This window comes from Flavobacterium sp. GP15 (assembly GCF_014281985.1).
Lineage (GTDB): Bacteria > Bacteroidota > Bacteroidia > Flavobacteriales > Flavobacteriaceae > Flavobacterium > Flavobacterium pygoscelis.
In genome coordinates this window covers 27,127-52,560 of record NZ_JACFTC010000007.1, presented here as the reverse complement: position 1 = coordinate 52,560, position 25,434 = coordinate 27,127, and the positions used below count along the sequence as shown (strand labels likewise).

Annotated in this window: 21 protein-coding genes and 1 riboswitch; of the genes, 20 read left to right on the top strand and 1 reads right to left on the bottom strand. The window is 34.0% G+C overall.

Going from position 1 to position 25,434, the window contains the following annotated elements; all coding sequences use genetic code 11:
• Positions 1-69: 69 nt before the first annotated feature.
• The 10 genes from H2650_RS13395 to H2650_RS13350 all read left to right on the top strand — a co-directional run bounded on the left by H2650_RS13395 (position 70) and on the right by H2650_RS13350 (position 14,044).
• Positions 70-1,314, top strand: a complete 1,245-nt coding sequence (locus H2650_RS13395; protein ID WP_188051325.1) for a sulfate adenylyltransferase subunit 1 — start codon at positions 70-72, stop codon at positions 1,312-1,314.
• A 104-nt stretch (positions 1,315-1,418) separates the two neighbouring features.
• Entirely contained in the window at positions 1,419-3,512 is a 2,094-nt protein-coding gene (locus tag H2650_RS13390; RefSeq protein WP_188051324.1) for a HEPN domain-containing protein, read from the top strand.
• Positions 3,502-4,278 carry a uroporphyrinogen-III C-methyltransferase gene (gene cobA, locus H2650_RS13385; protein WP_188051323.1) on the top strand — a complete coding sequence of 259 codons (777 nt, stop codon included), beginning with the start codon at positions 3,502-3,504 and terminating at the stop codon, positions 4,276-4,278. Before H2650_RS13390 ends, cobA begins: the two co-directional genes overlap by 11 nt.
• 62 nt (positions 4,279-4,340) lie before the next feature.
• Positions 4,341-4,922 (top strand): bifunctional precorrin-2 dehydrogenase/sirohydrochlorin ferrochelatase, encoded by a 582-nt coding sequence (locus H2650_RS13380; RefSeq protein WP_255462918.1) that lies wholly within the window; start codon positions 4,341-4,343, stop codon positions 4,920-4,922.
• Positions 4,923-5,022: 100 nt separating this feature from the next.
• Positions 5,023-6,075, top strand: coding sequence for an NAD(P)/FAD-dependent oxidoreductase (locus H2650_RS13375; protein WP_188051321.1), 1,053 nt, complete (start codon positions 5,023-5,025; stop codon positions 6,073-6,075).
• Positions 6,076-6,167: 92 nt separating this feature from the next.
• A riboswitch (SAM riboswitch) is annotated at positions 6,168-6,273 on the top strand.
• Between the two features lie 244 nt (positions 6,274-6,517).
• Positions 6,518-7,519 carry a homocysteine S-methyltransferase family protein gene (locus tag H2650_RS13370; protein WP_188051320.1) on the top strand — a complete coding sequence of 334 codons (1,002 nt, stop codon included), beginning with the start codon at positions 6,518-6,520 and terminating at the stop codon, positions 7,517-7,519.
• Positions 7,520-7,969: 450 nt separating this feature from the next.
• Positions 7,970-10,651: a methionine synthase gene (gene metH, locus H2650_RS13365; RefSeq protein ID WP_188051319.1), complete on the top strand. Its 2,682-nt coding sequence runs from the start codon at positions 7,970-7,972 to the stop codon at positions 10,649-10,651.
• Between the two features lie 66 nt (positions 10,652-10,717).
• Entirely contained in the window at positions 10,718-11,674 is a 957-nt protein-coding gene (metF, locus tag H2650_RS13360; protein ID WP_188051318.1) for a methylenetetrahydrofolate reductase [NAD(P)H], read from the top strand.
• Between the two features lie 213 nt (positions 11,675-11,887).
• A complete protein-coding gene (locus H2650_RS13355) occupies positions 11,888-12,673 on the top strand; it encodes a polysaccharide deacetylase family protein (protein ID WP_188051317.1) in 786 nt (261 codons plus the stop codon).
• 63 nt (positions 12,674-12,736) lie between these two features.
• Positions 12,737-14,044: a TIGR00341 family protein gene (locus tag H2650_RS13350; protein ID WP_188051316.1), complete on the top strand. Its 1,308-nt coding sequence runs from the start codon at positions 12,737-12,739 to the stop codon at positions 14,042-14,044.
• Between the two features lie 4 nt (positions 14,045-14,048).
• Here H2650_RS13350 and gldA read toward each other — a convergent pair whose 3' ends face one another.
• Complete coding sequence (gene gldA, locus H2650_RS13345; protein ID WP_188051315.1) at positions 14,049-14,948, bottom strand: gliding motility-associated ABC transporter ATP-binding subunit GldA; 900 nt, start codon at positions 14,946-14,948, stop codon at positions 14,049-14,051.
• Between the two features lie 180 nt (positions 14,949-15,128).
• On the opposite strand from gldA, the gene H2650_RS13340 reads away from it, so the two are divergent.
• The 10 genes from H2650_RS13340 to aroA all read left to right on the top strand — a co-directional run bounded on the left by H2650_RS13340 (position 15,129) and on the right by aroA (position 25,401).
• Positions 15,129-16,052, top strand: a complete 924-nt coding sequence (locus H2650_RS13340; protein ID WP_188051314.1) for a M20/M25/M40 family metallo-hydrolase — start codon at positions 15,129-15,131, stop codon at positions 16,050-16,052.
• 362 nt (positions 16,053-16,414) lie between these two features.
• On the top strand, positions 16,415-17,242 hold the full coding sequence (locus H2650_RS13335) for a prephenate dehydratase (protein ID WP_188051313.1): 828 nt from the start codon (positions 16,415-16,417) through the stop codon (positions 17,240-17,242).
• A 44-nt stretch (positions 17,243-17,286) separates the two neighbouring features.
• On the top strand, positions 17,287-18,438 hold the full coding sequence (locus H2650_RS13330; RefSeq protein WP_188051312.1) for a pyridoxal phosphate-dependent aminotransferase: 1,152 nt from the start codon (positions 17,287-17,289) through the stop codon (positions 18,436-18,438).
• Between the two features lie 175 nt (positions 18,439-18,613).
• Positions 18,614-19,465: a prephenate dehydrogenase gene (locus tag H2650_RS13325; RefSeq protein ID WP_188051311.1), complete on the top strand. Its 852-nt coding sequence runs from the start codon at positions 18,614-18,616 to the stop codon at positions 19,463-19,465.
• Between the two features lie 114 nt (positions 19,466-19,579).
• On the top strand, positions 19,580-20,662 hold the full coding sequence (locus H2650_RS13320; RefSeq protein WP_188051310.1) for a bifunctional 3-deoxy-7-phosphoheptulonate synthase/chorismate mutase type II: 1,083 nt from the start codon (positions 19,580-19,582) through the stop codon (positions 20,660-20,662).
• 223 nt (positions 20,663-20,885) lie between these two features.
• Positions 20,886-21,863, top strand: a complete 978-nt coding sequence (rsgA, locus tag H2650_RS13315; RefSeq protein WP_188051309.1) for a ribosome small subunit-dependent GTPase A — start codon at positions 20,886-20,888, stop codon at positions 21,861-21,863.
• A 29-nt stretch (positions 21,864-21,892) separates the two neighbouring features.
• Entirely contained in the window at positions 21,893-22,345 is a 453-nt protein-coding gene (dtd, locus tag H2650_RS13310; RefSeq protein WP_188051308.1) for a D-aminoacyl-tRNA deacylase, read from the top strand.
• Between the two features lie 63 nt (positions 22,346-22,408).
• Positions 22,409-23,740: a type ISP restriction/modification enzyme gene (locus H2650_RS13305; protein WP_188051307.1), complete on the top strand. Its 1,332-nt coding sequence runs from the start codon at positions 22,409-22,411 to the stop codon at positions 23,738-23,740.
• Between the two features lie 2 nt (positions 23,741-23,742).
• The gene (locus tag H2650_RS13300) at positions 23,743-24,069 is read left to right on the top strand and encodes a nucleotide pyrophosphohydrolase (RefSeq protein ID WP_188051306.1); all 327 of its coding nucleotides are present in this window, start codon (positions 23,743-23,745) and stop codon (positions 24,067-24,069) included.
• A 99-nt stretch (positions 24,070-24,168) separates the two neighbouring features.
• Positions 24,169-25,401: a 3-phosphoshikimate 1-carboxyvinyltransferase gene (gene aroA / locus H2650_RS13295; RefSeq protein WP_188051305.1), complete on the top strand. Its 1,233-nt coding sequence runs from the start codon at positions 24,169-24,171 to the stop codon at positions 25,399-25,401.
• The last annotated feature ends 33 nt before the right edge of the window (positions 25,402-25,434 follow it).

Genomic DNA, 25,434 nt, shown 5'->3' with positions numbered 1-25,434 from the left:
AAAACATATTTAATAATTTAAAATCAAAACCTGGCTCCCTCCCTTTTGGGGAGGGCTGGGGTGGGGCCTATGGAAGTTTTAAAAATAGCAACAGCAGGAAGTGTAGATGATGGGAAAAGTACTTTAATCGGGAGATTATTGTATGATACAAAATCACTAACTACAGATAAATTAGAAGCAATTGAGAAAAGCAGCAAGCAAAAAGGATATGACTATCTTGATTTTTCGTTGGCTACAGACGGATTAGTGGCCGAGAGAGAACAAGGAATTACAATTGATGTAGCACATATTTATTTTTCGACAGCCAAGAAAAGTTACATCATTGCCGATACGCCAGGTCACGTAGAATATACTAGAAACATGGTAACGGGAGCTTCGACTTCGCAAGTTTCAATTATTTTGATAGATGCCAGAAAAGGCGTTATTGAGCAAACCTATCGTCACTTTTTCATCAATAATTTATTGCGAGTAAAAGAGGTGATTGTTGCAGTAAACAAGATGGATTTAGTTGATTATTCTGAGGAAGTATTTAATAAAATCAAAACCGATTTTCAAGAATTAAACAGGAAGAGTTCATTCAAGGAACAAAATGTGAGCTACATTCCTCTCAGTGCAATAAATGGAGGAAACGTAGCTGATCGATCAGAAAATATGCCATGGTATAAAGGGCAAACGGTTTTACAACATCTAGAAGAATTACAACCTGCTGATGTTTACGAAAAAGGGAAAGCACGTTTTCCTGTTCAAACCGTAATTAGACCTAAAACAGATGAATACCATGATTTTAGAGGATATGCGGGTAAGTTATATGGCAACAATATCAAAGTTGGAGATTCCGTAACAGTGCTTCCTTCTTTAACAGAGTCTAAAGTAAAACACATTCATTTTTTTGACAAACAATTTGATGAGGCTAGTGCTGGTTCTTCCATTACAATCGAATTAGAAAATGATATCAATGTCACTAGAGGAGACATGATTGTAAAATCAGATGAAATTCCAAGAATAGAAAAAGATATTACAACAACCGTTTGTTGGATGGACAGCAAAAAATTAGTTGCAGGAGCTAAATATTATGTACAGCATAATACCAATAGAGTTTTAGCAAAAATTGATAATGTAAAAAATGTAATTGCAACTGATTATTCTGGAACAACAGCAGCTTCTCAATTGTCTATTAATGAAATTGGTGAAGTCACAATTAAATTAAGCAAACCACTGTATTTTGATTCTTATAATGAAAATAAAACCAACGGTGCCTTTATCTTAATTGATGTTGCTACAAATACCACTGCTGGAGTTGGTTTTATAAAGTAGCGCCTTCAAACTCTCCGATGCGGGGAACAATATATATACATTAATAATTTCCCATCAAGTTTCCCCCTACTTCAGGGGGTCAGGGGGAGGAATATACTCAGGAAATGCAAAGTTTTAGAACAGAATTAGAAAATCCAATTGTACAAAGAGAAATAATTGATTTAGAAAAAAAAATTCATGCTTTTCGTGGGGGAACAATTGATGGAGAACGATTTCGCAGTCTTCGTTTAGCACGTGGAATTTACGGGCAACGTCAGGAAGGAGTCCAAATGATTCGTATTAAATTGCCTTTCGGAAAAGTAACTAGCGAACAATTAGTGCGTATTACAAAAGTTTCTGACGAATATTCTACAGGTCGTTTGCATATTACCACACGTCAAGATATTCAGATTCACTATGTGAGTTTGGATAGAACACCGGAACTTTGGGCAAATTTAGCTAAAGATGATATCACACTACGTGAAGCTTGTGGAAATACGGTTCGTAATATTACAGCAAGCGAATTAGCAGGCGTAGATGTAAACGAACCTTTTGACGTTTCGCCTTACGCTCACGGAATGTTTCAATATTTGTTACGAAATCCTATTTGCCAAGAAATGGGACGTAAATTCAAAATTTCTTTCTCTTCTTCTGATGAGGATACTGCTTTGAGCTATTTACACGATTTAGGATTTATTCCCAAAATTGTAAATGGTGAAAGAGGATTCAAAGTGATGCTTGGCGGTGGATTAGGTTCGCAACCCATTCACGCGGAATTATTAAGCGAATTTATTCCCGCAAATCAAATAGTGCCAACGGCTGAAGGTATTATTCGGGTTTTTGATAGACATGGAGAGCGCAATAAAAGAATGAAAGCGCGTATGAAATTTCTAATCAAAGACATTGGGAAAGAAGCTTTCTTAGAATTGGTTGAAAAAGAGAAAAAAGCAATCGCTTTTGAGACATACGAAATCGACATTGCAGGATTTGATGAAACTATTCCAGAACCTTTATTAAAAGTGCCAGAAGTTACAATTGCTGATACTACTGCTTATGAAACTTGGAAATCATCATGTGTGATTCCTCAAAAACAAAAAGGATATTTTGCTATAGGTATCAAAGTACTTTTAGGTGATTTTTATACCGATAAAGCCAGAGTTTTAGCAGACTTGATTAAAAATTATGCAGCTAATGAATTGCGTTTTTCATTGCGTCAAAATATTGTTATTCGCAATGTAAAAGAAGAAAATTTGCCTTTCTTTTATCAAGAATTAGCGAAATTAGATATGGTCACTTTGGGATACAATTCTACGGCTGATATCACTGCTTGCCCAGGAACTGATACTTGTAACCTCGGAATTGCCAGTAGTACCGGAATTGCGGAAGAATTGGAGAAAGTAATCGAAGCAGAATATCCACAATATAAAAACAACAAAGAGATTGAAATAAAAATTAGTGGATGTATGAACGCTTGCGGTCAACACAATATGTCAGCGATTGGTTTTCAAGGAATGTCAATCAACTCTGGTAAATTAGTTGCTCCAGCCTTGCAAGTTTTATTGGGAGGTGGAAATCTAGGAAATGGAAGTGGTCGTTTTGCTGATAAAGTTATAAAAATTCCAAGCCGTAGAGGACCTGAAGCGTTGCGTTATATCTTAAATGATTTTGATGAAAATGGGAATGGAACTTCATTTGTGAATTATTATGTAGAAAAAGGCGAGAAATATTTCTACGAAATATTAAAACCTTTAGCCGATATAACCAACCTTACAGAAGCTGATTTTGTTGATTGGGGAAATGCGGATAATTACGTAAAAGCCGTTGGAGTAGGAGAATGTGCTGGCGTTGTGATTGATTTAGTGGCCACTCTTTTATTGGAAGCCAAAGATAAATTGACATTTGCTCAAGAAGCTTTCGATGAAAATAAATGGTCAGATGCTATTTATCATGCGTATTCTGGTTTTGTAAATGGTGCCAAAGCTTTACTGCTTTCGGAAAACCAAAAAACAAATCATCAGGCCGGAATTATAGATTTATTTGATAGTGTTTTTGTACAAACCAATAAAATTTCCTTTGAAACTTCATTCAGAGATTTAGTTTTCCAAATCAATCAAAACGAACCTACTGAGGCTTTCGCTAAAAAATATATAGAACAAGCAATCCATTTTTTCGATACAATCGAAGCATTCAGAGCTAAAGACTTAGAAGATGAAAAATAGACTAAAACCTCAAGTTACTTTAGTAGGCGCTGGTCCAGGAGATCCAGATTTACTTACGATCAAAGGAGCAAAAGCTTTGGCGGAAGCCAATGTGGTTTTGTACGATGCTTTGTCAAACGACGAATTGTTGACTTATGCGCCTAAAAAAGCACTGAAAATATTTGTTGGAAAAAGAAAGGGCTGTCATGCTTATACGCAAGATGAAATTAACCAATTGATTGTTGATAATGCATTGACTTACGGTCATGTGGTTCGGTTAAAAGGTGGCGATCCATTTATTTTTGGAAGAGGAAGCGAAGAAATTGAATTCGTAGAAAGTTTTGGAATTCCAACTTTTGTAATCCCCGGAATTTCCTCATCAATAGCAGTTCCCGCTTCGCAAGGAATTTCGTTGACAAAAAGAGATGTTTCTGAGAGTTTTTGGGTAATTACGGGAACCACTTCTACCCGAAAATTATCTACCGATGTAGCTTTGGCGGCTCAATCAACAGCAACCGTAGTGATCTTAATGGGAATGAGTAAACTGGATGAAATTGTAGCTTTATTCCAAAATGAATCTAAAGGTGAAATGCCGGTTGCAATTATTCAAAACGGAACAACTCCAGAAGAAAAGCTTGGAATTGGAACCATAGATAACATCCAAAAAGTAGTCGCTGAAAATAATTTAAGTTCCCCAGCAATTATTGTAATTGGCGAAGTAGTTAAAGAAAGTAATAAACTAAAAGGCTTTTACGAAGAGTTTGTGTCTTCTGAAATACGACTATAATGAAAGAAAAAGAATCATACTCCAATAATCACGACTCGGCTTCCATCTCCTTAGGAGAGGATTTGGGAGAGAGGAATCAGCTTTACCCCATTTTTTTAAAAGTGCATCAACTGAAAGTGCTTATTGTTGGTGGCGGAAATGTAGGATTAGAGAAATTATCTTTTTTATTAAAATCCAGTCCCAATGCAATTGTCGAAGTTGTTGCTCCACGATTTTTACCAGAACTAGTCGATTTAGTACATCAACACGATTCTGTAAAATTAACCATGAAGAAATTCAAAAAAAAAATGCTCAAAAAAAGACATTTGGTTATTGCCTGTACGGATGATTTAGAGGTAAATAAAAAAATTTACGACTTGTCTCGAAAAAGATTTTTGATTTGTAATATAGCTGATACGCCTGATTTATGCGATTATTATTTGGGTGGTATTGTTACAAAAGGGAATGTGAAAATTGCAATTTCGACTAACGGAAAATCCCCAACTACGGCCAAAAGATTACGAGAGTTTTTTGAAGAAGTAATTCCAGATGATATTAATAAAATGGTATTGAACTTAAATGAATATCGGAAAACTTTGAAAGGAAACTTTGAAGAAAAAGTCGAAAAAATGAATAAGATTACCGAAACGTTAAAAAATATATAAAAAGTTCTTTTAAATTTAAAGGAATGATAAAAATCATAAAAAGGAGAAACAAATATTCGTTTCTTTGTAAACTCATAAAATGACTATAAATAGTAACATAATGATTAAAACTGATATTCTTATAATAGGAGCTGGTCCAACAGGTTTATTTGCTGTTTTTGAAGCCGGTTTGTTAAAATTAAAATGCCATATATTAGATGCTTTACCACAAGCAGGAGGGCAACTTTCAGAGTTGTACCCTAAAAAACCAATATACGATATCCCAGGATTTCCAGAAGTTTTAGCGGGAGATTTAGTTGATAATTTAATGGAACAAATCAAGCAATTTGAACCAGGATTTACGCTAGGAGAACGAGCAGAAACAATAGATAAGCAAGAGGACGGAACTTTTATAGTTACCTCTAATAAAGGAACACAATTTCATGCTCCTGTTATTGCAATTGCAGGCGGCTTAGGAAGTTTTGAGCCAAGAAAACCTCTTATTGATGGAATCGATTTTTATGAAGACAAAGGAATCAAGTATTTTATCAAAAATCCAGAAAAATTCAGAGACAAGAAAGTTGTAATTGCTGGTGGTGGAGATTCTGCATTAGACTGGAGTATTTTCTTATCCAATATAGCTTCAGAAGTAACTTTAGTGCACAGAAGAAATGAATTTAGAGGAGCATTAGATTCTGTTGATAAAGTACAAGAGTTAAAAACAGCAGGAAAAATCAGATTAATTACTCCAGCTGAGGTTATTGGTATCAATGGCGCAGAGCGCATAGAATCAATTTTGCTCGAAGAAAATGGTGCGACAAGAACCATCGAAACAGATTATTTTATTCCTCTTTTCGGTCTTACGCCCAAATTAGGTCCTATTGGAGATTGGGGATTAGAAATAGAAAAAAATGCGATTAAAGTAAATAATGCGTTAGATTATCAAACCAATATTCCTGGTATTTTTGCCATTGGTGACGTAAATACCTATCCAGGAAAACTCAAATTAATCCTTTGTGGTTTTCATGAAGCTACTTTAATGTGTCAAGCTGCTTACCAAATCATTAATCCAGGTAAGAAATATGTGCTAAAATACACTACCGTTAGCGGTGTTGACGGATTTGATGGTACTCGTAAAGAAGCACCAAAAGCTGTGGTAAAAGCAATAGTTTAACAATTTACCAAAAAATAGTTAAAAAATATAGCGTTATTACTTGCAAGTAGTAACGCTATGTCTTTACTTTGCAGTGTTCCTATATTTATTGAAAGTTATCACGAAAGGCGGAGGGAAAGACCCAATGAAACCTTAGCAACCCTTTATTTTATAAAGAAGGTGCTACATTCTACCACAAAATATGTGGATAGATAACACACGAATACACACTTAGTATTTCCCCAACCTTTTCTTGACAACATTTTAATATCCTTTTTGAGCGGATTATTGGTGCTTTTTTTGCCAATATTCTTCCTGCTGTACGCTATATCTTTTATTCTGAACCCCAGAATAAAAGGATACCGCTTCCATCAGGGCTAAAAAGCCATTATAGTGAACTTTTGTAAATATTAATCAAAAGTAAAAATCTCCTAAAAAGAGATTTTCAAGAACTGAAACTATTATGTCAAACATTCAAACGGCAATAAAAGAGAGAATTCTTATTTTAGATGGAGCCATGGGAACCATGTTGCAACGTTATAATTTCTCCGAAGAAGATTTTCGTGGAGTGCGTTTCAAAGATTTTCCACATTCACTAAAAGGAAATAATGATTTACTGTCGCTAACCCAACCCAAATCGATTAGAGAAGTTCATGCCAAATACTTTGAAGCAGGAGCCGATATTATTGAAACCAATACTTTTTCGAGTACCACAATCGGAATGGCCGATTACCATCTCGAAGATTTGGTTTACGAAATGAATTTTCAATCTGCAAAAATTGCTCGAGAAGTAGCTGACGAATTCACGGCAAAAAATCCAGAAAAACCGCGTTTTGTAGCCGGTTCTATAGGGCCAACCAACAGAACAGCAAGCATGTCACCAGATGTAAATGATCCTGGATATAGAGCCGTAACTTTTGATGATTTGCGCGTGGCATACAAACAACAAGTAGAAGCTTTGATGGATGGCGGTTGCGATTTATTATTAGTCGAAACTATTTTCGATACCTTAAATGCTAAAGCGGCGCTTTTCGCTATCGAAGAAGTGAAAGACGAACGCAATATTGATATTCCTATCATGGTTTCTGGAACCATTACCGATGCTTCCGGAAGAACACTTTCTGGGCAAACGGTCGAAGCTTTCTTAGTTTCAGTTTCACACATTCCATTGTTAAGTGTAGGTTTTAATTGTGCCCTTGGTGCCGATTTGTTAAAGCCTTATTTAAAAACCCTTTCACACAATACTTCATTTAATGTTTCGGCGCATCCTAATGCAGGATTGCCAAATGCTTTTGGAGAATACGATGAAACACCAGAGGAAATGCAAGCGCAAATCAAAACCTATTTAGACGATAATTTAGTAAATATTATAGGCGGTTGCTGCGGAACAACCCCAGCACACATCAAGTTAATCGCAGATATTGCAAAGAATTATAAGCCAAGAGTTTCGACGGCGGTGATGTAAAATGTCATTGCCAGAAACGAAGCAATCACATAATTAAGATTTCTCTTTTGTTTAAAACTCCAAAAGTATTGAGCTGATCCTGCAAGGTTTTTTAAACCTTGTAGGTATAAAACAGAGCTTATCCTACAAATTTTTTTAAAGCTTGTAGTTAAAATAGAGCTGATCCTGCAAGATTTTTTAAACCTCGTAGGTATAAAACATAAGTAGAGTTAATAAACCAATACCTACAAGGTTATATAAACCTTGCAGGAATGAACAACAGAATGCGGTATTCACACAAAACCGCGTGAGGGATAGCAGTGAAAAGCCCACAGTGAAGTGCAGCGATAGCGCAACTAAGCGAGGACTTGAAACGATAGCCCGACCCTTTTTGGGTCACGCCCAAAACATGAAAAATAAAGATTAAATCTATTTCATTTTTAAAATGATTTAGAATTAAAAATAAATAAAATGGCAGAAAAAGAAACAAGAAAAAACCTTGTATTATCAGGATTAGAGCCTTTAACAATAACTCCAGAGAGTTTGTTTATCAATGTTGGAGAACGAACAAACGTTACAGGTTCTAGAAAATTCCTTCGATTAATCAAGGAAGAAAAATACGAAGAAGCACTTAGTATTGCCAAAGAGCAAGTAGAAGGTGGCGCCCAAATCATCGATATTAATATGGATGAAGGGATGCTTGATGGTGTTTATGCAATGACAAAATTCCTGAATTTAATCGCTGCTGAACCAGATATTTCGCGTGTGCCCATTATGATTGATAGCTCGAAATGGGAAATTATAGAAGCGGGTTTGAAAGTAGTTCAAGGGAAAAGTGTCGTGAATTCTATTTCTTTAAAAGAAGGTGAAGAAGCTTTTATTCATCATGCTAAATTAATCAAGCGTTACGGAGCTGCAGTAATTGTGATGGCTTTTGATGAGGTTGGTCAAGCTGATAATTACGAGCGAAGAATAGAAATTTGTCAGCGTTCGTATGATATTTTGGTAAATAAAGTGGGTTTTCCAGCTCAAGACATCATCTTTGATTTAAATATATTTCCGGTTGCAACAGGAATGGACGAGCATCGCCTGAATGCTTTAGATTTCTTTAGAGGAACAAAATGGGTTCGGGAAAACTTGCCGCATGCCCATATTAGTGGCGGAGTGAGCAATGTTTCGTTTTCGTTTAGAGGAAATGATACGGTTCGTGAAGCAATGCATTCGGTGTTTTTATATCATGCCATTCAAAACGGAATGACGATGGGGATTGTAAACCCAGAAATGCTTTCTATTTACGATGAAATTCCAAAGGATTTATTGGAGCATGTAGAAGATGTAATTTTAAATAGACGTGATGATGCAACAGAACGCTTATTGGATTTTGCCGAAAATGTAAAAGGCGATGTAAAAGGAAATGAGAAAGCAATTCAAGAATGGCGTTCGGGAACCGTACAAGAAAGAATTACACATTCTCTTGTAAAAGGTGTCGATCAATATATTGAAGAAGATGTTGAGGAAGCGCGATTAGCATCCGCAAAGCCAATTGAAGTGATCGAAATTAATTTAATGACAGGAATGAATGTCGTGGGTGATTTGTTTGGATCCGGAAAAATGTTTTTGCCTCAAGTGGTAAAATCAGCTCGTGTAATGAAAAAAGCAGTTGCTTATTTATTGCCCTTTATTGAAGCCAGTAAACAAGCGGGAGACAAGCAAGGAAATGGAAAAATATTGATGGCTACTGTAAAAGGAGACGTTCACGATATCGGAAAAAATATTGTTTCTGTGGTTTTAGCCTGTAATAATTATGAAATCGTCGATTTAGGTGTAATGGTTGCGCCAGAGAAAATTATTGCAGCTGCGATAGAGCATAACGTAGATATTATTGGTCTTAGCGGATTGATTACGCCTTCGCTTGACGAAATGGTTTATCTGGCTAAAGAATTAGATAAACAAGACATCAAAATCCCGATTATGATTGGTGGAGCTACTACTTCGAGAGCGCACACAGCTGTAAAAATTGCTCCACAATACAGGCAAACCGTAGTTCATGTCAACGATGCTTCTAGAGCGGTAACAGTTGCGGGAAGTTTGCTAAATAGTGATAAAAAAATATATATGGCTTCGATTCGTGAAGAATACGATGCTTTTAGAGAGACTTTCTTGAGCCGATCTCGCGATAAAAACTTCTTAACAATAGAACAGGCAAGAAAAAATAAATTGCAATTGGATTGGGCAAATTACAAACCAGTGAAACCCAATTTTATTGGTGTAAAAGTTATTGAAGTCGATATAGATGTTTTGGTTCCTTACATTGACTGGACACCTTTTTTTAGAACTTGGGAATTGCACGGAAAGTATCCAGACATTCTTACCGATGAGGTAGTGGGAGAACAAGCAACTGCTGTTTTTGCGGATGCCAAAGCGATGTTAGAAGTCATTTTAAAAGAAAAGAAACTAACAGCCAAAGGAATTTACGGCATTTTTCCAGCCAACCAAGTCAATGATGATGATATTGAATTGAGTGATGAAAACGGAAAAGTACTAGAGAAATTCTTGACTTTGCGCCAGCAATCTCAAAAAACAAAAGGCGCTCCAAATATAGCTTTGTCTGATTTTATTGCGCCAAAAGATAGTGGTATAACAGATTATATGGGCTGTTTCTGTGTAACAACGGGTTTTGGTGTCGATGAATGGGCAGAAGAATTTGTAAAAGATTTAGATGATTATAATGCGATCATGGTCAAAGCAATGGCAGATCGTTTGGCAGAAGCTTTTGCAGAATACCTTCATGAAAAAGTACGTAAAGAAATTTGGGGATACTCGGCTGACGAATCTTTGACAACCGAAGATATGATTGCGGAAACTTACAAAGGAATTCGTCCCGCACCAGGTTATCCTGCTTGTCCAGACCATTTAGAAAAACCTACTATATGGAAATTGTTAAATGTTGAGGAAGAAATAGGAGTGGTTTTAACCGAGAGTATGGCGATGTGGCCTGCTTCTGCTGTTTCAGGATATTATTTTGGAAATCCAGAAAGTAAGTATTTTGGACTCGGAAAAATAAAGGAAGATCAAGTGATTGATTATGCTAAACGAAGAAGTATTCCAACGGAAGTAGCCATGAAATGGTTAAACCCCAATATAGCAGATTAAAAAAATAGTCATAAATTCCAAAGGATATGACTTTAGACTTTAGACATTCAAACTTTAAGACTTAAAATGAAAGTAACACAACATATAGAAGGCGCAAAAGGAGAGACATTATTTTCTTTTGAAATTATTCCGCCTCAAAAAGGCAAAAGTATTCAAGATTTGTATGACAATATAGATCCTTTAATGGAGTTTAAGCCACCGTTTATTGATGTAACTACTTCTCGTGAAGAATTTATTTATGTTAAAAAAGACAACGGCTTATTGGATAAAAAATTAACTAGAATGCGCCCTGGAACCTTAGGGATTTGTGCCTCAATAAAACATAAATACGATGTTGATACAATTCCTCATGTACTTTGTGGTGGTTTTACAAAAGAGGAAACAGAGTATTTGCTAGTAGATTGCCATTATTTGGGAATCAATAATGTAATGGCGCTTCGTGGTGATGCCATGAAAGAGGAGCAGTCTTTTAAAGCGCAATATGGTGGGAATAATTACGCTGTTGATCTAGTAAAACAAATTGATCAATTGAATCAAGGTAAGTATCTTCATGATGTAATGCATACGGATAATAAGTCTGATTTTTGTATTGGCGTTGCTGGTTATCCTGAAAAACATTTAGAATCGCCCTCTTTACTTTCTGATTTAAAACGATTGAAAGAAAAAGTAGATGCAGGTGCAGATTATGTAGTGACACAAATGTTTTTTGATAATGCTAAATATTTTCAATTTGTTGCCAAAGCAAGAGAAATGGGAATTATGGTTCCAATAATACCGGGGATTAAACCACTTGCAGTACAAAGACATTTACAAATATTACCGCAAATTTTTCGCATCGATTTACCGGAGGATTTAATTCAAGCAGTAGAGGAATGTAAAGATAATGCAGGGATTAGACAAGTTGGAATTGAGTGGGCAATTCAACAATCATTGGAGTTAAAAGCTGCTGGGGTTCCTGTTCTGCATTATTATTCTATGGGAAAATCAGAGAACATTAGGCAAATAGCAAGTCAGGTGTTTTAATGTTGAGGAATTTATTTACTTTCAAAAATAATTCTCACTATTTTTTTTATCAAAAAACATTAAAAAAAGTAATTGGCTTTCGTGTTGATTTGTATCTTTCCCGTATAAATAAATATTTTGTCTTTAATAAGAACGGTTGTTCAAATTATACGTACAAGTGTAGTATTCTACTTCGATATTTCTTTTGCTTCAATTACTGATAAATATTAAATAATGAAATTAAAAATTGGCGTTCTATTAATGAGTATTGTTTTTTTATTTTCTTGTAGTAAAAGTGAAGATAATGCTACTTCGCCAATTGAAAAAAAACTACAAGCTGGTGTTGCAATTACTTTTGATGATAATTATGTTGATGAATGGTATAATGCCGATAAATTATTGGAAAGATACAATTGGAAAGCTACTTTTTTTATATCTCAATTCAACACGCTTCCCGTTTCTCAATTAAATAAATTGAAAATTTTAAAAAGTAAAGGAAACGAAATTGGAGGACATGGTTGGATGCACGTTAAAGCGGCACCTTATCAAACCAAGAATGGTGACATACAGTACTTAAATAAAGAAATTTTTCCAATGATGCAATCGATGAATGAAAATGCAATGCCCATTCACTCTTTTGCTTATCCTTATGGATCTAGAGATGCAAAAACAGATACTCTTTTGCTTAAAGAATTTAATATTATCAGAGCAACTACTTATGGTAAAGTAGCACCTAATCAGCAAAAATGTTATTTTAATTATAACAGAGTTTTGTATGGATTAGGAATTGATAATAGCTATCCACAATATAGTATTCCCTATTTTCTATCTTTGTTAGAGTATGCAAAAAAAAATAATAGAGTGGTGATCTTTTATGCACATAAGCCAGTTTATAAGTCGGATGCGCAATACGAAACCGAATACAAAACTTTGATAGCAATATGTAGATACATCAAGTCAAATGACATGAAATTTTACACGATATCTGATCTCTATTCCAAAGAAAGAAATAAAAAATAAATTGCGTAGTGTAATCAAAAATAAATATGTAATTTCATCTTTTACGGTAGCAAACACACATTTATGAAAGACATTATCCATAAAATTATAAATTTTATTAACCTGCATTCTGGTGAAGAAGACCGGTTAAAAGTATTAGAAAATGTAAAAGCCAATATTTCTTTTAGAGGATCTAATTTTTGGATTTTAGCCTGTGCAATTGTGGTAGCGTCAGTTGGGTTAAATGTAAATTCTACGGCGGTAGTAATTGGTGCGATGCTAATTTCTCCTTTAATGGGTCCAATAGTTGGGGCTGGATTTGGTTTAGGAATTTATGATTTTAATCTTTTGAAAAAAGCATTAAAAAACCTTCTTATTGCAACAATTGTTGGATTGGTAGTCTCTACTATTTATTTTTATTTAAGTCCTTTTAAGGAAACACAATCTGAATTATTATCCAGAACTTCACCTAATATTTATGATATTTTCATTGCCTTTTTTGGAGGATTAGTTGGAGTTATAGCCATAACTAGAGTCGAAAAAGGAAATCCTATTCCGGGTGTTGCTATTGCAACAGCATTGATGCCTCCTTTGTGTACTGCAGGTTACGGATTAGCAATAGGCAATATGGGTTTCTTTTTTGGTGCTATTTACCTGTACATTATAAATTGTGTTTTTATATGTATTGCAACTTTTTTGATTGTTAAATACCTGAAATACCCGTCGGTGAAACAAATTGATGAAGGTCGCGAAAAAAAGGTGCGATACGCTATGACTTCATTAATTTTGGTGATGATTATTCCTAGTGTTTATTTTGCTTACATCTTAATTCAAGAAAAAAAGTACAATCAAAAAATTGAACTTTTTATAACAGATGAATTTACCAATAAAGGATATACTATTCTTTATAAAAAAATAAAAACTAATGTGATTCCTAAAAAAATCGAACTTGTTTTTCTTGCCAAAAAAACAACGAATGAAGAATTGCAAATCCTGAATAAAAGATTAAAAAATTACGGTATTGAAAATACAGAATTAAAAATAAGACAAGATACAACTGACATCAAAAAGTATATTTCCAACCAAATTAACTTGGAGAAATCAATTTTAAACAAAAAGGATTTAACTATTTTGCAATTAGAAAAACAAATTAAGCAAAACACTTATAATAATGCTGTAGTATTAGCCGAAGCTAAAATCATTTTTCCAGAAATTGAAAATCTTGCAATCTCAAATCATACCTATGACGAAAACACAGAAAAGTCTAAAGTAGTTCCAGTAATGATTTACAAGAGTAAAAGTGAGCTTTCAAAAAGTTCAAAACAAAAACTAATTTTGTGGTTGGAACAACGACTTTCAAGAGAGAAAGTTGAAATCTACAGACAGCAATAAGAAGTTATTTTTTAGTTATTTCTCTAAATACAGCTTCTAGGTTTTTATTTTTTTGATTCAGTTGAAGCGTTTTTAATCCATTGGCAGTAGCAAAATCAAAAACTACTGAACGCATGTCTTTGTCGGCAAGGAAAGTTAATTCCCAAATCATGTCATGTGTATTTTTATAGGAAGTAAGATTTTCAATTTTAGAGATCGCTTGTTCTTCTATTTTATAGTCAAATTCAACTTCAATTACTTGCTCTTTATCAGCAGAAATAAGTTTGTCTAATTTTTTATCTGCAACAATTTTACCATTATTTATAATGATAACGCGGTCACAAATAGCTTCTACTTCTTGCATAATATGAGTAGAAAGGAAAACAGTTTTGTTTTTCCCCGCATTCTTTATCACATTTCTAATTTCGATTAATTGATTTGGGTCTAAACCAGTCGTTGGTTCATCCAAAATCAAAACATCTGGATTGTGCAATAAAGCGTTTGCAAGTCCTACACGTTGACGATAACCTTTAGAGAGTTGTCCAATTTTTTTATGACTTTCCGTAGCTAATCCGGTAAGTGAAATTACCTCTTCAATTCGGGATTTAGCCACTTTATAAACAGCAGCATTAAAAGCCAGATATTCTCTCACATAAAGATCTAAGTAAAGCGGATTGTGTTCTGGCAAATAACCAATAGAAAGTTGAACTGCTTTTTGATCCGTGTTTACATCATGTCCATTTACCATCGCAGAACCTTGATCTGCATTGATGTAAGTAGTTAATATTTTCATTAAAGTAGATTTACCAGCTCCGTTTGGACCTAAAAAACCAACGATTTCACCTTTATTTACAGAAAAGGAGATGTTGTCTAAGGCGCATTGTGCACCATAACTTTTGGATATATTATTTACTTCTATTGACATGACGTATTATTTGTTGCAAAAGTAATCAGAAAAAGATGGATTTGTTGTTTCTTTGAATGTCAAATAAGTAATTTTAAAAAAAATTAGTTATTTATTATTAAAAAGAGCGTTTTAAGACTGAACTATGGTTTTCGATAGCGCTTTTTAAAACGTATAATCAAATAAATAAGCAGTATCATTATGAAAAACAAAATTATTTTAGTCTTCATTTTTCTTGGATTTTTAGTTCAAGCTCAGAAAAAAGTAGTAATTGATAAGAAAGAAGTAATCCGAATTGAGACGGAGCTCGCATCTGATAAAATGGAAGGAAGAGCCACATTCTCAGCAGGTATTGAACTGGCTTCTGCTTTTATTGAAAACGAATTCAAGAAAATTAACCTTTCCTACTATGATAATTTGACCAATTACCGTCAAGAATTTGATGTTAAAGGGAAACAGGCAAACAATGTAATCGGAGTTTTACCTGGAAAATCTAAACCAGAAGAATTTGTTATCTTTTCTGCACATTATGACCATTTAGGAATGGAAAAAGAAGGTGAAGACAAGATTTATAATGGCGCAAATGATGATGCATCTGGAACGACAGCTGTAATTGCATTGGCAAAATATTTTAAAGATTTAGGTCAAAATGAACGTACGATTATTTTTGTAGCCTTTACAGGAGAGGAAATGGGCGGTTTTGGATCAAAATTCTTCTCTGCTAAGATGGATCCAGCAAAAGTAGTGGCAATGTTTAATATCGAAATGATTGGTACCGAAAGCAAGTGGGGTAAAAACTCAGCTTACATTACTGGTTTTGAAAAAACAGATTTCGGAACTATTTTGCAAAATAATTTAAAAGGTACAAGTTTCAATTTCTATCAAGATCCATATCCTACAGAGCAACTTTTTTATCGTTCAGATAATGCAAGATTGGCCGCACAAGGAGTTCCTGCACATACCATTTCAACTTCTAAAATGGATGTAGAAGCCAATTATCATAAATTGAGTGATGAAGTAGCAACATTAGATTTAGATAATATGACCAAAATTATTGAGGCGATTGCTATTAGTTCTCAGAGTATTATAACGGGCAAAGACACACCAACACGAGTAAAAAAATAATAACTATTTGTTTTAAAACTTACTTGATTTAAAAACCGAGTTATTTATAAATCATTTAATTCGCTTTTTTTTAATGATTGTATAATTTTGGACTAACTTTACAGCTAATTCTTTTTTTGTTCTAAAAAAGAGCGCTTTTTTTTTGGTGCCCCCAAAATTATTTATACATTCGCAAAGAGTTTAATAGAAAACCACACAACACAATGTTCAATAACCGATTTTATTTTAGCAATTCTTTTTATTTCTGGAAACAGGAGAGGGATTGTTGTATGGTTATTTAATTAAAAATTAAATTGATAATTATAAAATATACAATCCCGATGTGAATCGGGATTTTTTTTTGCCTAAATTTTAAAAAAAAGATGAATAATAAAATTGCAATACAAGGAATAAAAGGCTCTTTTCACCATCAAGTGGCGCAAGAATACTTTCAGGATAACGTACTAGTCGATGAGTGTTTGTCTTTTGAGGAATTGGTAACTAGTTTACTTTTAGGTAATTCTGAACAAGCGGTTATGGCCATCGAAAATTCTATTGCAGGACCTATTATTCCAAATTATGCATTAATAGATAAAAATAATTTACACATAATTGGAGAGCATTACCTAAATATAAATCAAAATTTAATGGCTTTAAAAGGTCAAAAAATCGAAGATATTACTGAAGTACATTCTCATCCGATGGCTATTTTGCAATGTATGGATTTCTTAAAAAAATATCCAAATATAAAATTAGTAGAAGATAAAGATACCGCTGAAACGGCTCGAAGAATTCAGCAAAAAAAACTAAAAGGCATTGCGGCAATAGCAAGTGAAACGGCAGCAGAGATGTATGAATTAGAAATATTAGCACCTAAAATTCAGACGATAAAAAATAACATGACTCGTTTTGTTATTTTAAAGAAGGAAAATTCTTTTGTTCCAGAAAAGGAGATTAAAAGAGCCTCTTTAAAATTTGAATTGGATCATAAACGAGGAAGTTTAGCAGCAGTTTTAAATGTAATGAGTGATTGCAAAATGAATTTAACTAAGATTCAATCGCTACCAAAAATCGAAACACCGTGGAAATATTCCTTTTTTGTAGATATCACTTTTGATAAATATGAAGATTATGCCAAAGCAAAATCGCTATTAATTATTATGGCGGAATATTTTAAAGTTTTAGGAGAATATAAAAACACAAAAGAATAAGTTCGAAAAAAATTAAGAAGAGAGAAAGATTTTAAAATGAAATCATGATTACAACAGCGAAACGTTTAGACACAATTGAAGAGTACTATTTTTCCTCAAAACTGAGAGAAGTTAGGCAATTGGCTTCAGAGGGGAAACCAATTATCAATATGGGAATTGGAAGCCCTGATTTACTGCCGTCAAAAGCAGTAGTTGATGCTATGATTGCAGCAATGCAGGAAGATGCTGCACATCAATATCAAAGTTATCAAGGCTTGCCAGAATTGCGTCAGGGAATGGCTGATTTTTATAAAAATAATTATAATGTCACTTTGAATCCAAATACAGAAATTTTGCCTTTGATGGGTTCTAAAGAAGGGATTATGCATATTTCATTGGCTTTCTTGAATGAAGGAGACCAAGTTTTGATTCCGAATCCGGGATATCCAACGTACACTTCGGTGACCAATTTAGTAGGAGCGGTTCCTATTTATTATGATCTAAAAGAAAACACGAATTGGGAGCCTGATTTTGAAGCTTTAGAAAAATTAGACCTCTCGAAAGTAAAACTCTTGTGGATTGGTTATCCACACATGCCAACAGGAGCGAGAGGAAATTTGGAATTGTTTGAAAAGTTAGTAGCTTTTGCCAAAAAGCATCAAATAGTACTAGTAAATGACAATCCGTATAGTTTTGTTTTGAATGACAATCCGATGAGTTTGTTGCAGGTTGAAGGGGCAAAAGAGGTGGCTTTAGAACTAAACTCTTTGAGTAAAACTTTTAATATGGCAGGTTGGAGAGTCGGAATGGTTTTAGGAAATGCCGCATGTATTGATGCTATTTTGAAAGTAAAAAGTAATATGGACAGCGGGATGTTTTTTGGAATCCAAAAAGGAGCCATTGAAGCTTTGAAAAGTGATGCTTCTTGGTTTGAAGAAATGAATGCGATTTATAAAAAAAGAAGAGTTTTGACAGAGGAATTGGCTGAGAAACTAGGATGCAAAGTATATAAGGAAGGAGTTGGATTATTTGTTTGGGCAAAATTACCACAAGGAATAACTTCAGCAGAGAAGTTCATTGACCAAATCTTATATGAAAAATCGATATTCATCACACCAGGAACTATTTTTGGTAGTAATGGCGAAGGATATATTCGGTTTTCATTGTGTGTGAAAGAGGATAAAGTACAGGAAGCAATAGAAAGATTGACACTGTAGAGACGCGATGAATCGCGTCTTTAACTCTAACGGAATAACGATAAATTATTGAAAGGAAGAATGTTGTGATTGAAAAAAGTTACCCTAGCCCTGATAGAAGCGGCATCCTTTTTTTGGCTTTTCGGCCAAAAAAAGATACAGCGGATAGCAGGATTGGCTTCAAAAAAAACAAAAAATGAAAGTATACGTAGTAGGAATAGGATTGATAGGCGGTTCGATGGCATTAGACATCAAAGTGTTGCAACCGAATTCCACGATTTTTGGTATTGACGCTAACGAAAAGCATTTACAAGAAGCAATTGATTTAGGCGTTGTAGATTTGGCTGGAAAAATAGAAGATTTAGCATCGGCAGATTTTGTAATTGTGTCTGTTCCCGTAGATGTGGCGATGGTAGTTTTGCCAACTGTATTAGACGCAATTGGAGATGATACAATAGTTTTTGAAGTTGGTTCGACTAAAATGCCTATTTGTGAAGCAGTTGCCAATCATCCAAAAAGAAGAAATTTTATTGCTACACATCCTATAGCAGGAACTGAATTTTCTGGACCATCAGCCGCCATACACGGTTTGTTTGAAGGGAAAACTAATATTATTTGTGAGGTAGAGAAAACAGCTTTTAAACTTCAGGAAAAGGCACTGGAATTATTTAGAGATTTGGGAATGAGAATTCGTTATATGGAACCCAAATCGCATGATAAACACATTGCTTACGTTTCGCATTTATCGCATATTAGTTCGTTTATGCTTGGAAAGACTGTAATTAATAAAGAAAAACACGAGCAGGATATATTTGACATGGCGGGTTCTGGTTTTGAAAGTACTGTTCGATTAGCTAAAAGTTCACCAGCCATGTGGACACCAATTTTTAAACAAAACAGAAAGCAAGTTATAAAAACGCTAGAAGAATATATTTCTAATTTGACTCAGTTTAAAGATTTACTGATAAACGAAGATTATAACGCCATTTTTGAGGAAATGGAAAGTGTGAATAGAATAAAAGAAATTTTGAACGGAATGAAAAAGTAGTCAGTCATAGTCTGAAGTTAAAAACAAAACATAATAAAATAATTAACAACAATCCTATTTTGGCTCCTTCCCCGCCGTGGCGGGAGGGTTAGGGTGGGAATAAATTTAGAAAATATGGAAAATAATAAAGAAATGAGAACGTGGTTAAATGATTTTAATTTAACACATCCTCTAGTAATAGCAGGTCCTTGTAGTGCGGAAACAGAAGAGCAAGTGTTGAAAATTGCACATGAATTGAAGAACTCAGATGTCAGTATTTTTAGAGCTGGAATCTGGAAACCAAGAACGCGTCCAGGAGGATTTGAAGGTGTTGGAGAAATTGGATTGAAATGGTTAGTAAAAGCTAAGAAAGAAACGGGTTTGCTGATGGGAACTGAGGTTGCTACTGCTGCACACTGTAAATTAGCTTTAGAATATGATATCGATGTTTTATGGGTTGGTGCTCGTACGACTGCCAATCCGTTTGCTGTTCAGGAAATTGCTGATACATTAGCGGGAACGGATAAAATTGTTTTGATAAAAAATCCCGTAAATCCTGATATGGCTTTGTGGTTGGGTGGTGTAGAACGTTTGCATGCTGCTGGAATCAAAAAATTAGGAGTAATTCACAGAGGTTTTTCTACGTACGAAAAAACAAAATACAGAAACATTCCAGAATGGCAAATTGCTATTGACTTGCAAAATAAATTTCCAGATTTACCTTTAATCATTGATCCATCACATATTACTGGGAACAGAGAAATGATTCTTGAAGTAACACAGGAAGCGCTAAATTTAAATTATGATGGTATGATTATCGAAACACATACGGATCCAGATAATGCTTGGAGTGATGCTGCGCAGCAAGTAACACCTGATGCTTTGAAACAAATTTTCAAGGATTTGAGAGTAAGAAAACAAGATGATGCATCAGATGAATACACTCAGAAAATGAAAAAACTGAGAGCGAATATTGATGTTTTAGATACTAATTTACTAGACTTATTAGGAAAGCGTATGAAAGTAGCTGACGAAATAGGGCAGGTGAAAAAAGACGCTAATGTTGCGGTACTTCAAAATACACGTTGGAATGAAATCCTTGGAAAAATGATCCTTGAAGGAGAAAAAAGAGGTTTGACAGAAGAGTTTGTACTTAGAATGTTCAAAGCAATTCACCAAGAAAGTATTGGTCACCAAGAAAAAATAGTAAATGTTTAAGGAATAAGAGTTTTAGGTTAACGATTTTTACTTTTGTGAGCCGATAAAATGGAACTTAAAGAAAAATCCCAGGATTATACATTTTGGGATTTTTTATTTAGATATTGTTTTAAAATCATAAGTCTAAAATCCTTACTCCTCAATCTTAAATTATTTACCTTTGCAAATCGATAGATTTTAAATTAGAAATCAGCAATCGTTAATCTTCAATCAAAAAGCCTACATGACAGGACTAGTATATAAATCTACAGGAAGTTGGTACACCGTAAAATCTGATCAAGGAGATTTTATAGAATGCCGTATGAAAGGGAAATTCAGAATCAAAGGAATTAAAAGTACCAATCCTATTGCCGTGGGCGATATCGTAGATTATGAATTAGAAGAATCCTCAGATACTATTACAGGAACAATTCACCATATTCATGAACGTAAAAATTATATCGTTCGTAAGTCAGTGAATTTATCTCATCAAATGCATATTATTGCCTCTAATATTGATCGTGTGTTTTTATTAATTACCATTAATAATCCACCAACTACTTTCAATTTTATTGATCGTTTTTTGGTAACGGCTGAAGCTTATGGAATTGAAACGATCTTAGTTTTTAATAAAATAGATACTTTTGATGAAGCTACGCTTGACGAACAATTGTACATGCAACACGTTTATCAGGAGATTGGATATAAATGCCTGCGCGTTTCATCGACAGAAATGAAAGGAATTGATGAGCTGAAGGAAATGATGATCGGTAAAGTAAGTATGTTTTCAGGACATTCTGGTGTAGGAAAATCGACTTTGGTAAATGCAATGGAACCTACTTTACATCTAAAAACAAAAACGATTTCGGAAGCAAGTAAACAAGGACAACATACGACGACTTTTGCAGAAATGTATGATTTGTCTTTTGATGCTAAAATTATCGACACTCCTGGAATCAAAGGTTTTGGAATCGTTGATATGGAAAAAGAAGAAATTAGTGGCTATTTCCCGGAGTTTTTCAAATTAAAAGAGCAGTGCAAATTCAATAATTGTTTGCATAAAGAAGAACCGCATTGTGCCATTAAAGCAGCTTTAGAAAGAGATGAAATTGCATGGTCCCGATACAATAGTTACCTCAAGATTTTAGAAGGAGATGATGAAAATTATAGAACCGATATTCACAATGAAGATCGAATAATTAGCGATAAAACAAGAGAGTAAATCCTGCCGTAAATCTTAAATATCAAAAATTGAAAACAGTAATCCAAAGAGTATCTTCTGCCTCAGTTACCATTGATTCAAAAGTAGTCGCTGATATTCAGAAAGGTTTGTTGGTGTTAGTTGGTATCGAAGATGCCGATAATCAAGAAGACATTGATTGGCTTGCTGCTAAAATAGCCAATATTAGGATTTTTGGTGATGAGAATGGAGTAATGAATCTTTCCGTAAAAGAGAGTAATGGTGATGTAATTGTAGTGAGCCAATTTACGTTACACGCCAATACCAAAAAAGGAAACCGTCCTTCTTATATCAAGGCTTCAAAACCTGATGTTGCAATTCCATTGTATGAAAGCTTTGTAAAATGCATGGAAAAACAATTGGGTAAGAAAGTGCAAACCGGAGTTTTTGGTGCAGACATGAAAGTTTCATTACTAAATGATGGACCGGTTACAATACTAATTGACAGTAAGAATAAAGAATAAGTCAAGTGTTAGTGTTGAATTCTTTATTATAAATTCTTTACGCTTTTTTAAATTCCAGCCTAGATGACTTTAGAACAGTATATTCAAAATTTAAATTCAGTTTTATATAAAGAGTTAACGACAGAAAAAGTTACCCTGCTTATTCCTGATTTAAACTCTGAAATCATAGCTGAATTTGCTCAAAAATTAGGTTTGGAGTTTCTTCCTAAAAAAGAAAATGGCAATGTCTGTTTTGCCAACAACAATGAAGAATTAAGAGACGATTTCAAACAAGTTTTTAGAACAATAGATTTCCTTGATTATATTTATGCTGTTTCTTTTTCAGCTATTTATAAAGAAAAATTTCAGAAATCTTTTAGCGCAGATTTTCTAAAAATCCCTTTTCCAAAAGTTAGTAATGATTTTTGGAAATTGGTAAAATTGGGAAAGGAGTTGAGGGAGATAAATTTGCTGTTAAGTCCATTTGTAGAAGATAATATTGCTCAATTTCGTTTAGCGGGTGATAATTTAGTAGATAATATAAGATTTGAAATTGCAAATACCACCCCGGCTTACATTTACCCCTCCAAAGGAGGGGAATTTAGTATCTCGAATTCCCCTCCTTCGGAGGAGTGCCCAGCGGTTGGGGTGGTTTTTTATACTGGGACGGGCGAACAAATAAATAAAATAACTCCACCACATTTTACTATTAAAAACATAAAAATTTATCACAACACAATAACTACTTTACCTTATAATCCAAAATTAAAAGAAAGAGCAAAAGCACTTCGATATGCAGAAAATTTATCAGAGGTTTTATTTTGGATGCAAGTACATAAAAATCATTTTTATAAGATAGATTTTGACCGACAAAGAATTATTGGGAATTACATCGTTGATTTTTACGCTAAAAAGCTAGGATTAGTTGTCGAAATAGATGGCTTAAGTCATGAAGGAAAGGAAAAGTATGATGCAGAAAGAGAACGTTATTTAAAATCCTTGGGTTTAAAAATATTCCGAATTCCTGTTGTCGATGTTTTACAGAATAGGAGTAAAGTGATGAATGATTTAGAAAAGTTTATTATTGATAATTATGACGGGAATGGCTGTGATGTCTTAGAAATACCACCGTGTCCTACGGGCATTCCTCCAAAGGTGGGGAATTGTATTGAAGAAAATTGTAGTAGCGGAAATTTAGGAAGTGTATTTATAAACGAAACACAATACTTTGCAAATATTCCTGAGGCAGTTTGGAACCTTTGTATCGGAAACTCTCAACCCGCAAAAAAATGGCTAATAGACAGAAAACGGAAGTTGTTAGAATCTAACGATATCAAACAATATCAAACATTAATAACAACTTTGATAGAAGTAAACAGGATAATAGAAGAAATTAATAAAATTGAAATACAGTAAATATGGACTTAAAAAACTCCCAACTAGAAGTAGATAATTGGATAAAAGAACACGGTGTTCGTTATTTTAATGAACTGACAAATATGGCTCAACTTACTGAGGAAGTAGGTGAAGTAGCTAGAATAATAGCCCGTCGTTATGGAGAACAATCAGAAAAAGAAAGTGATAAAAATAAAGATCTTGGCGAGGAATTAGCCGATGTGGTTTTTGTTGTTTTATGTCTAGCCAATCAAACTGGGATTGATTTACAAGCTGCTTTTGATAAAAAGATGGATTTAAAGTCAGTTAGAGACAAAGATCGTCACAAAAACAACGATAAACTGAAGTAATTTGTAGTTTTTAAATTATGAATTATAAAGGAGGAGTGTTAAATTGCAAACTTGAATTATGCTAACCATAATTCGAAATTCAAAACTCATAATTACAACATGAATTTACTGTTACAAACTATCCATTCTAATTTAAAAGCTCAGATTGCCGTTACTGGCTCGAAAAGTGAAACCAACCGATTATTATTATTACAAGCGTTATTCCCTAATATCACTTTGGCGAATACTTCTAATTCCGATGATAGTGAAGTGATGCAAAAAGCATTAAACGCTGATTTGTCATCTCGAGAAACAAGGGATCTAGATATTCATCATGCAGGAACTGCAATGCGTTTTTTAAGTGCTTATTTTGCTACACAAGAAGGACGTGAAGTCGTCTTGACGGGTTCACAAAGAATGACAGAACGCCCCATTAAAGTTTTGGTTGATTCACTAAAACAATTGGGTGCCCAAATTACCTATGAAAAACAAGAAGGTTTTCCTCCTATTCGCATTAAAGGAAAAAAAATCTCAAGTAATAAAGTTAGTATTCCTGCTAATGTCAGCAGCCAATATATTTCGGCACTTTTATTAATTGCACCAAAATTAGACAATGGTATTGAATTGACTCTCGTTGGTGAAATCACCTCAGTTCCATATATCAAAATGACATTAGCTTTGCTGAATGATCTTGATATCCAAACTAGTTTTGAAGGGAATATAATCAAAGTCTTTCCAAAACAAGAAGTAGAAACTAAAGAAATGGTGGTAGAGTCCGATTGGAGTTCGGCTTCGTATTTTTTTAGTTTGGTTGCTTTATCAGAAACGGCTTCTATTACATTAACGAGCTATAAAGAAAATAGTTTACAAGGCGATTCAGCTTTGGTCGAAATTTACAAGAAAATGGGCGTTATTTCGAATTTCGAAAACAATACGTTGTCTTTGAGTAAAGTGCCAAACTTTAAACCTGAAATTTTAAATTTAGATCTTAATAACACTCCAGATATTGCACAAACCATTGTGGTAACTTGTTTAGGATTAGGAATAGGTTGTCATCTAACAGGACTTCATACATTAAAAATAAAAGAAACAGATCGCCTAGAAGCATTAAGAGTAGAGCTTACTAAACTAGGGGCAACTATTTCTGTAACGAATGATAGTTTAACATTAGAACCATCAAATACAATTAATCACAATGTAAAAATCGCCACTTATAACGACCACAGAATGGCAATGGCATTTGCTCCTTTAGCTTTAAAAGTGCCTATTATAATTGAAAACGCTGATGTAGTTTCAAAATCGTATCCTGATTTCTGGGAAGATATGAAAAGTTTAGGCTTTTTTATTTCTTAAATTAGTCAATAATTGTCAATGTTTGCGGGTTAA

Coding starts and splice junctions, on each gene's coding strand:
- H2650_RS13395 (WP_188051325.1), top strand. CDS start 70: ATGGAAGTTTTAAAAATAGCAACAGCAGGAAGTGTAGATGATGGGAAA.
- H2650_RS13390 (WP_188051324.1), top strand. CDS start 1,419: ATGCAAAGTTTTAGAACAGAATTAGAAAATCCAATTGTACAAAGAGAA.
- cobA (WP_188051323.1), top strand. CDS start 3,502: ATGAAAAATAGACTAAAACCTCAAGTTACTTTAGTAGGCGCTGGTCCA.
- H2650_RS13375 (WP_188051321.1), top strand. CDS start 5,023: ATGATTAAAACTGATATTCTTATAATAGGAGCTGGTCCAACAGGTTTA.
- H2650_RS13370 (WP_188051320.1), top strand. CDS start 6,518: ATGTCAAACATTCAAACGGCAATAAAAGAGAGAATTCTTATTTTAGAT.
- metH (WP_188051319.1), top strand. CDS start 7,970: ATGGCAGAAAAAGAAACAAGAAAAAACCTTGTATTATCAGGATTAGAG.
- metF (WP_188051318.1), top strand. CDS start 10,718: ATGAAAGTAACACAACATATAGAAGGCGCAAAAGGAGAGACATTATTT.
- H2650_RS13355 (WP_188051317.1), top strand. CDS start 11,888: ATGAAATTAAAAATTGGCGTTCTATTAATGAGTATTGTTTTTTTATTT.
- H2650_RS13350 (WP_188051316.1), top strand. CDS start 12,737: ATGAAAGACATTATCCATAAAATTATAAATTTTATTAACCTGCATTCT.
- gldA (WP_188051315.1), bottom strand. CDS start 14,948: ATGTCAATAGAAGTAAATAATATATCCAAAAGTTATGGTGCACAATGC.
- H2650_RS13340 (WP_188051314.1), top strand. CDS start 15,129: ATGAAAAACAAAATTATTTTAGTCTTCATTTTTCTTGGATTTTTAGTT.
- H2650_RS13335 (WP_188051313.1), top strand. CDS start 16,415: ATGAATAATAAAATTGCAATACAAGGAATAAAAGGCTCTTTTCACCAT.
- H2650_RS13330 (WP_188051312.1), top strand. CDS start 17,287: ATGATTACAACAGCGAAACGTTTAGACACAATTGAAGAGTACTATTTT.
- H2650_RS13325 (WP_188051311.1), top strand. CDS start 18,614: ATGAAAGTATACGTAGTAGGAATAGGATTGATAGGCGGTTCGATGGCA.
- H2650_RS13320 (WP_188051310.1), top strand. CDS start 19,580: ATGGAAAATAATAAAGAAATGAGAACGTGGTTAAATGATTTTAATTTA.
- rsgA (WP_188051309.1), top strand. CDS start 20,886: ATGACAGGACTAGTATATAAATCTACAGGAAGTTGGTACACCGTAAAA.
- H2650_RS13305 (WP_188051307.1), top strand. CDS start 22,409: ATGACTTTAGAACAGTATATTCAAAATTTAAATTCAGTTTTATATAAA.
- H2650_RS13300 (WP_188051306.1), top strand. CDS start 23,743: ATGGACTTAAAAAACTCCCAACTAGAAGTAGATAATTGGATAAAAGAA.
- aroA (WP_188051305.1), top strand. CDS start 24,169: ATGAATTTACTGTTACAAACTATCCATTCTAATTTAAAAGCTCAGATT.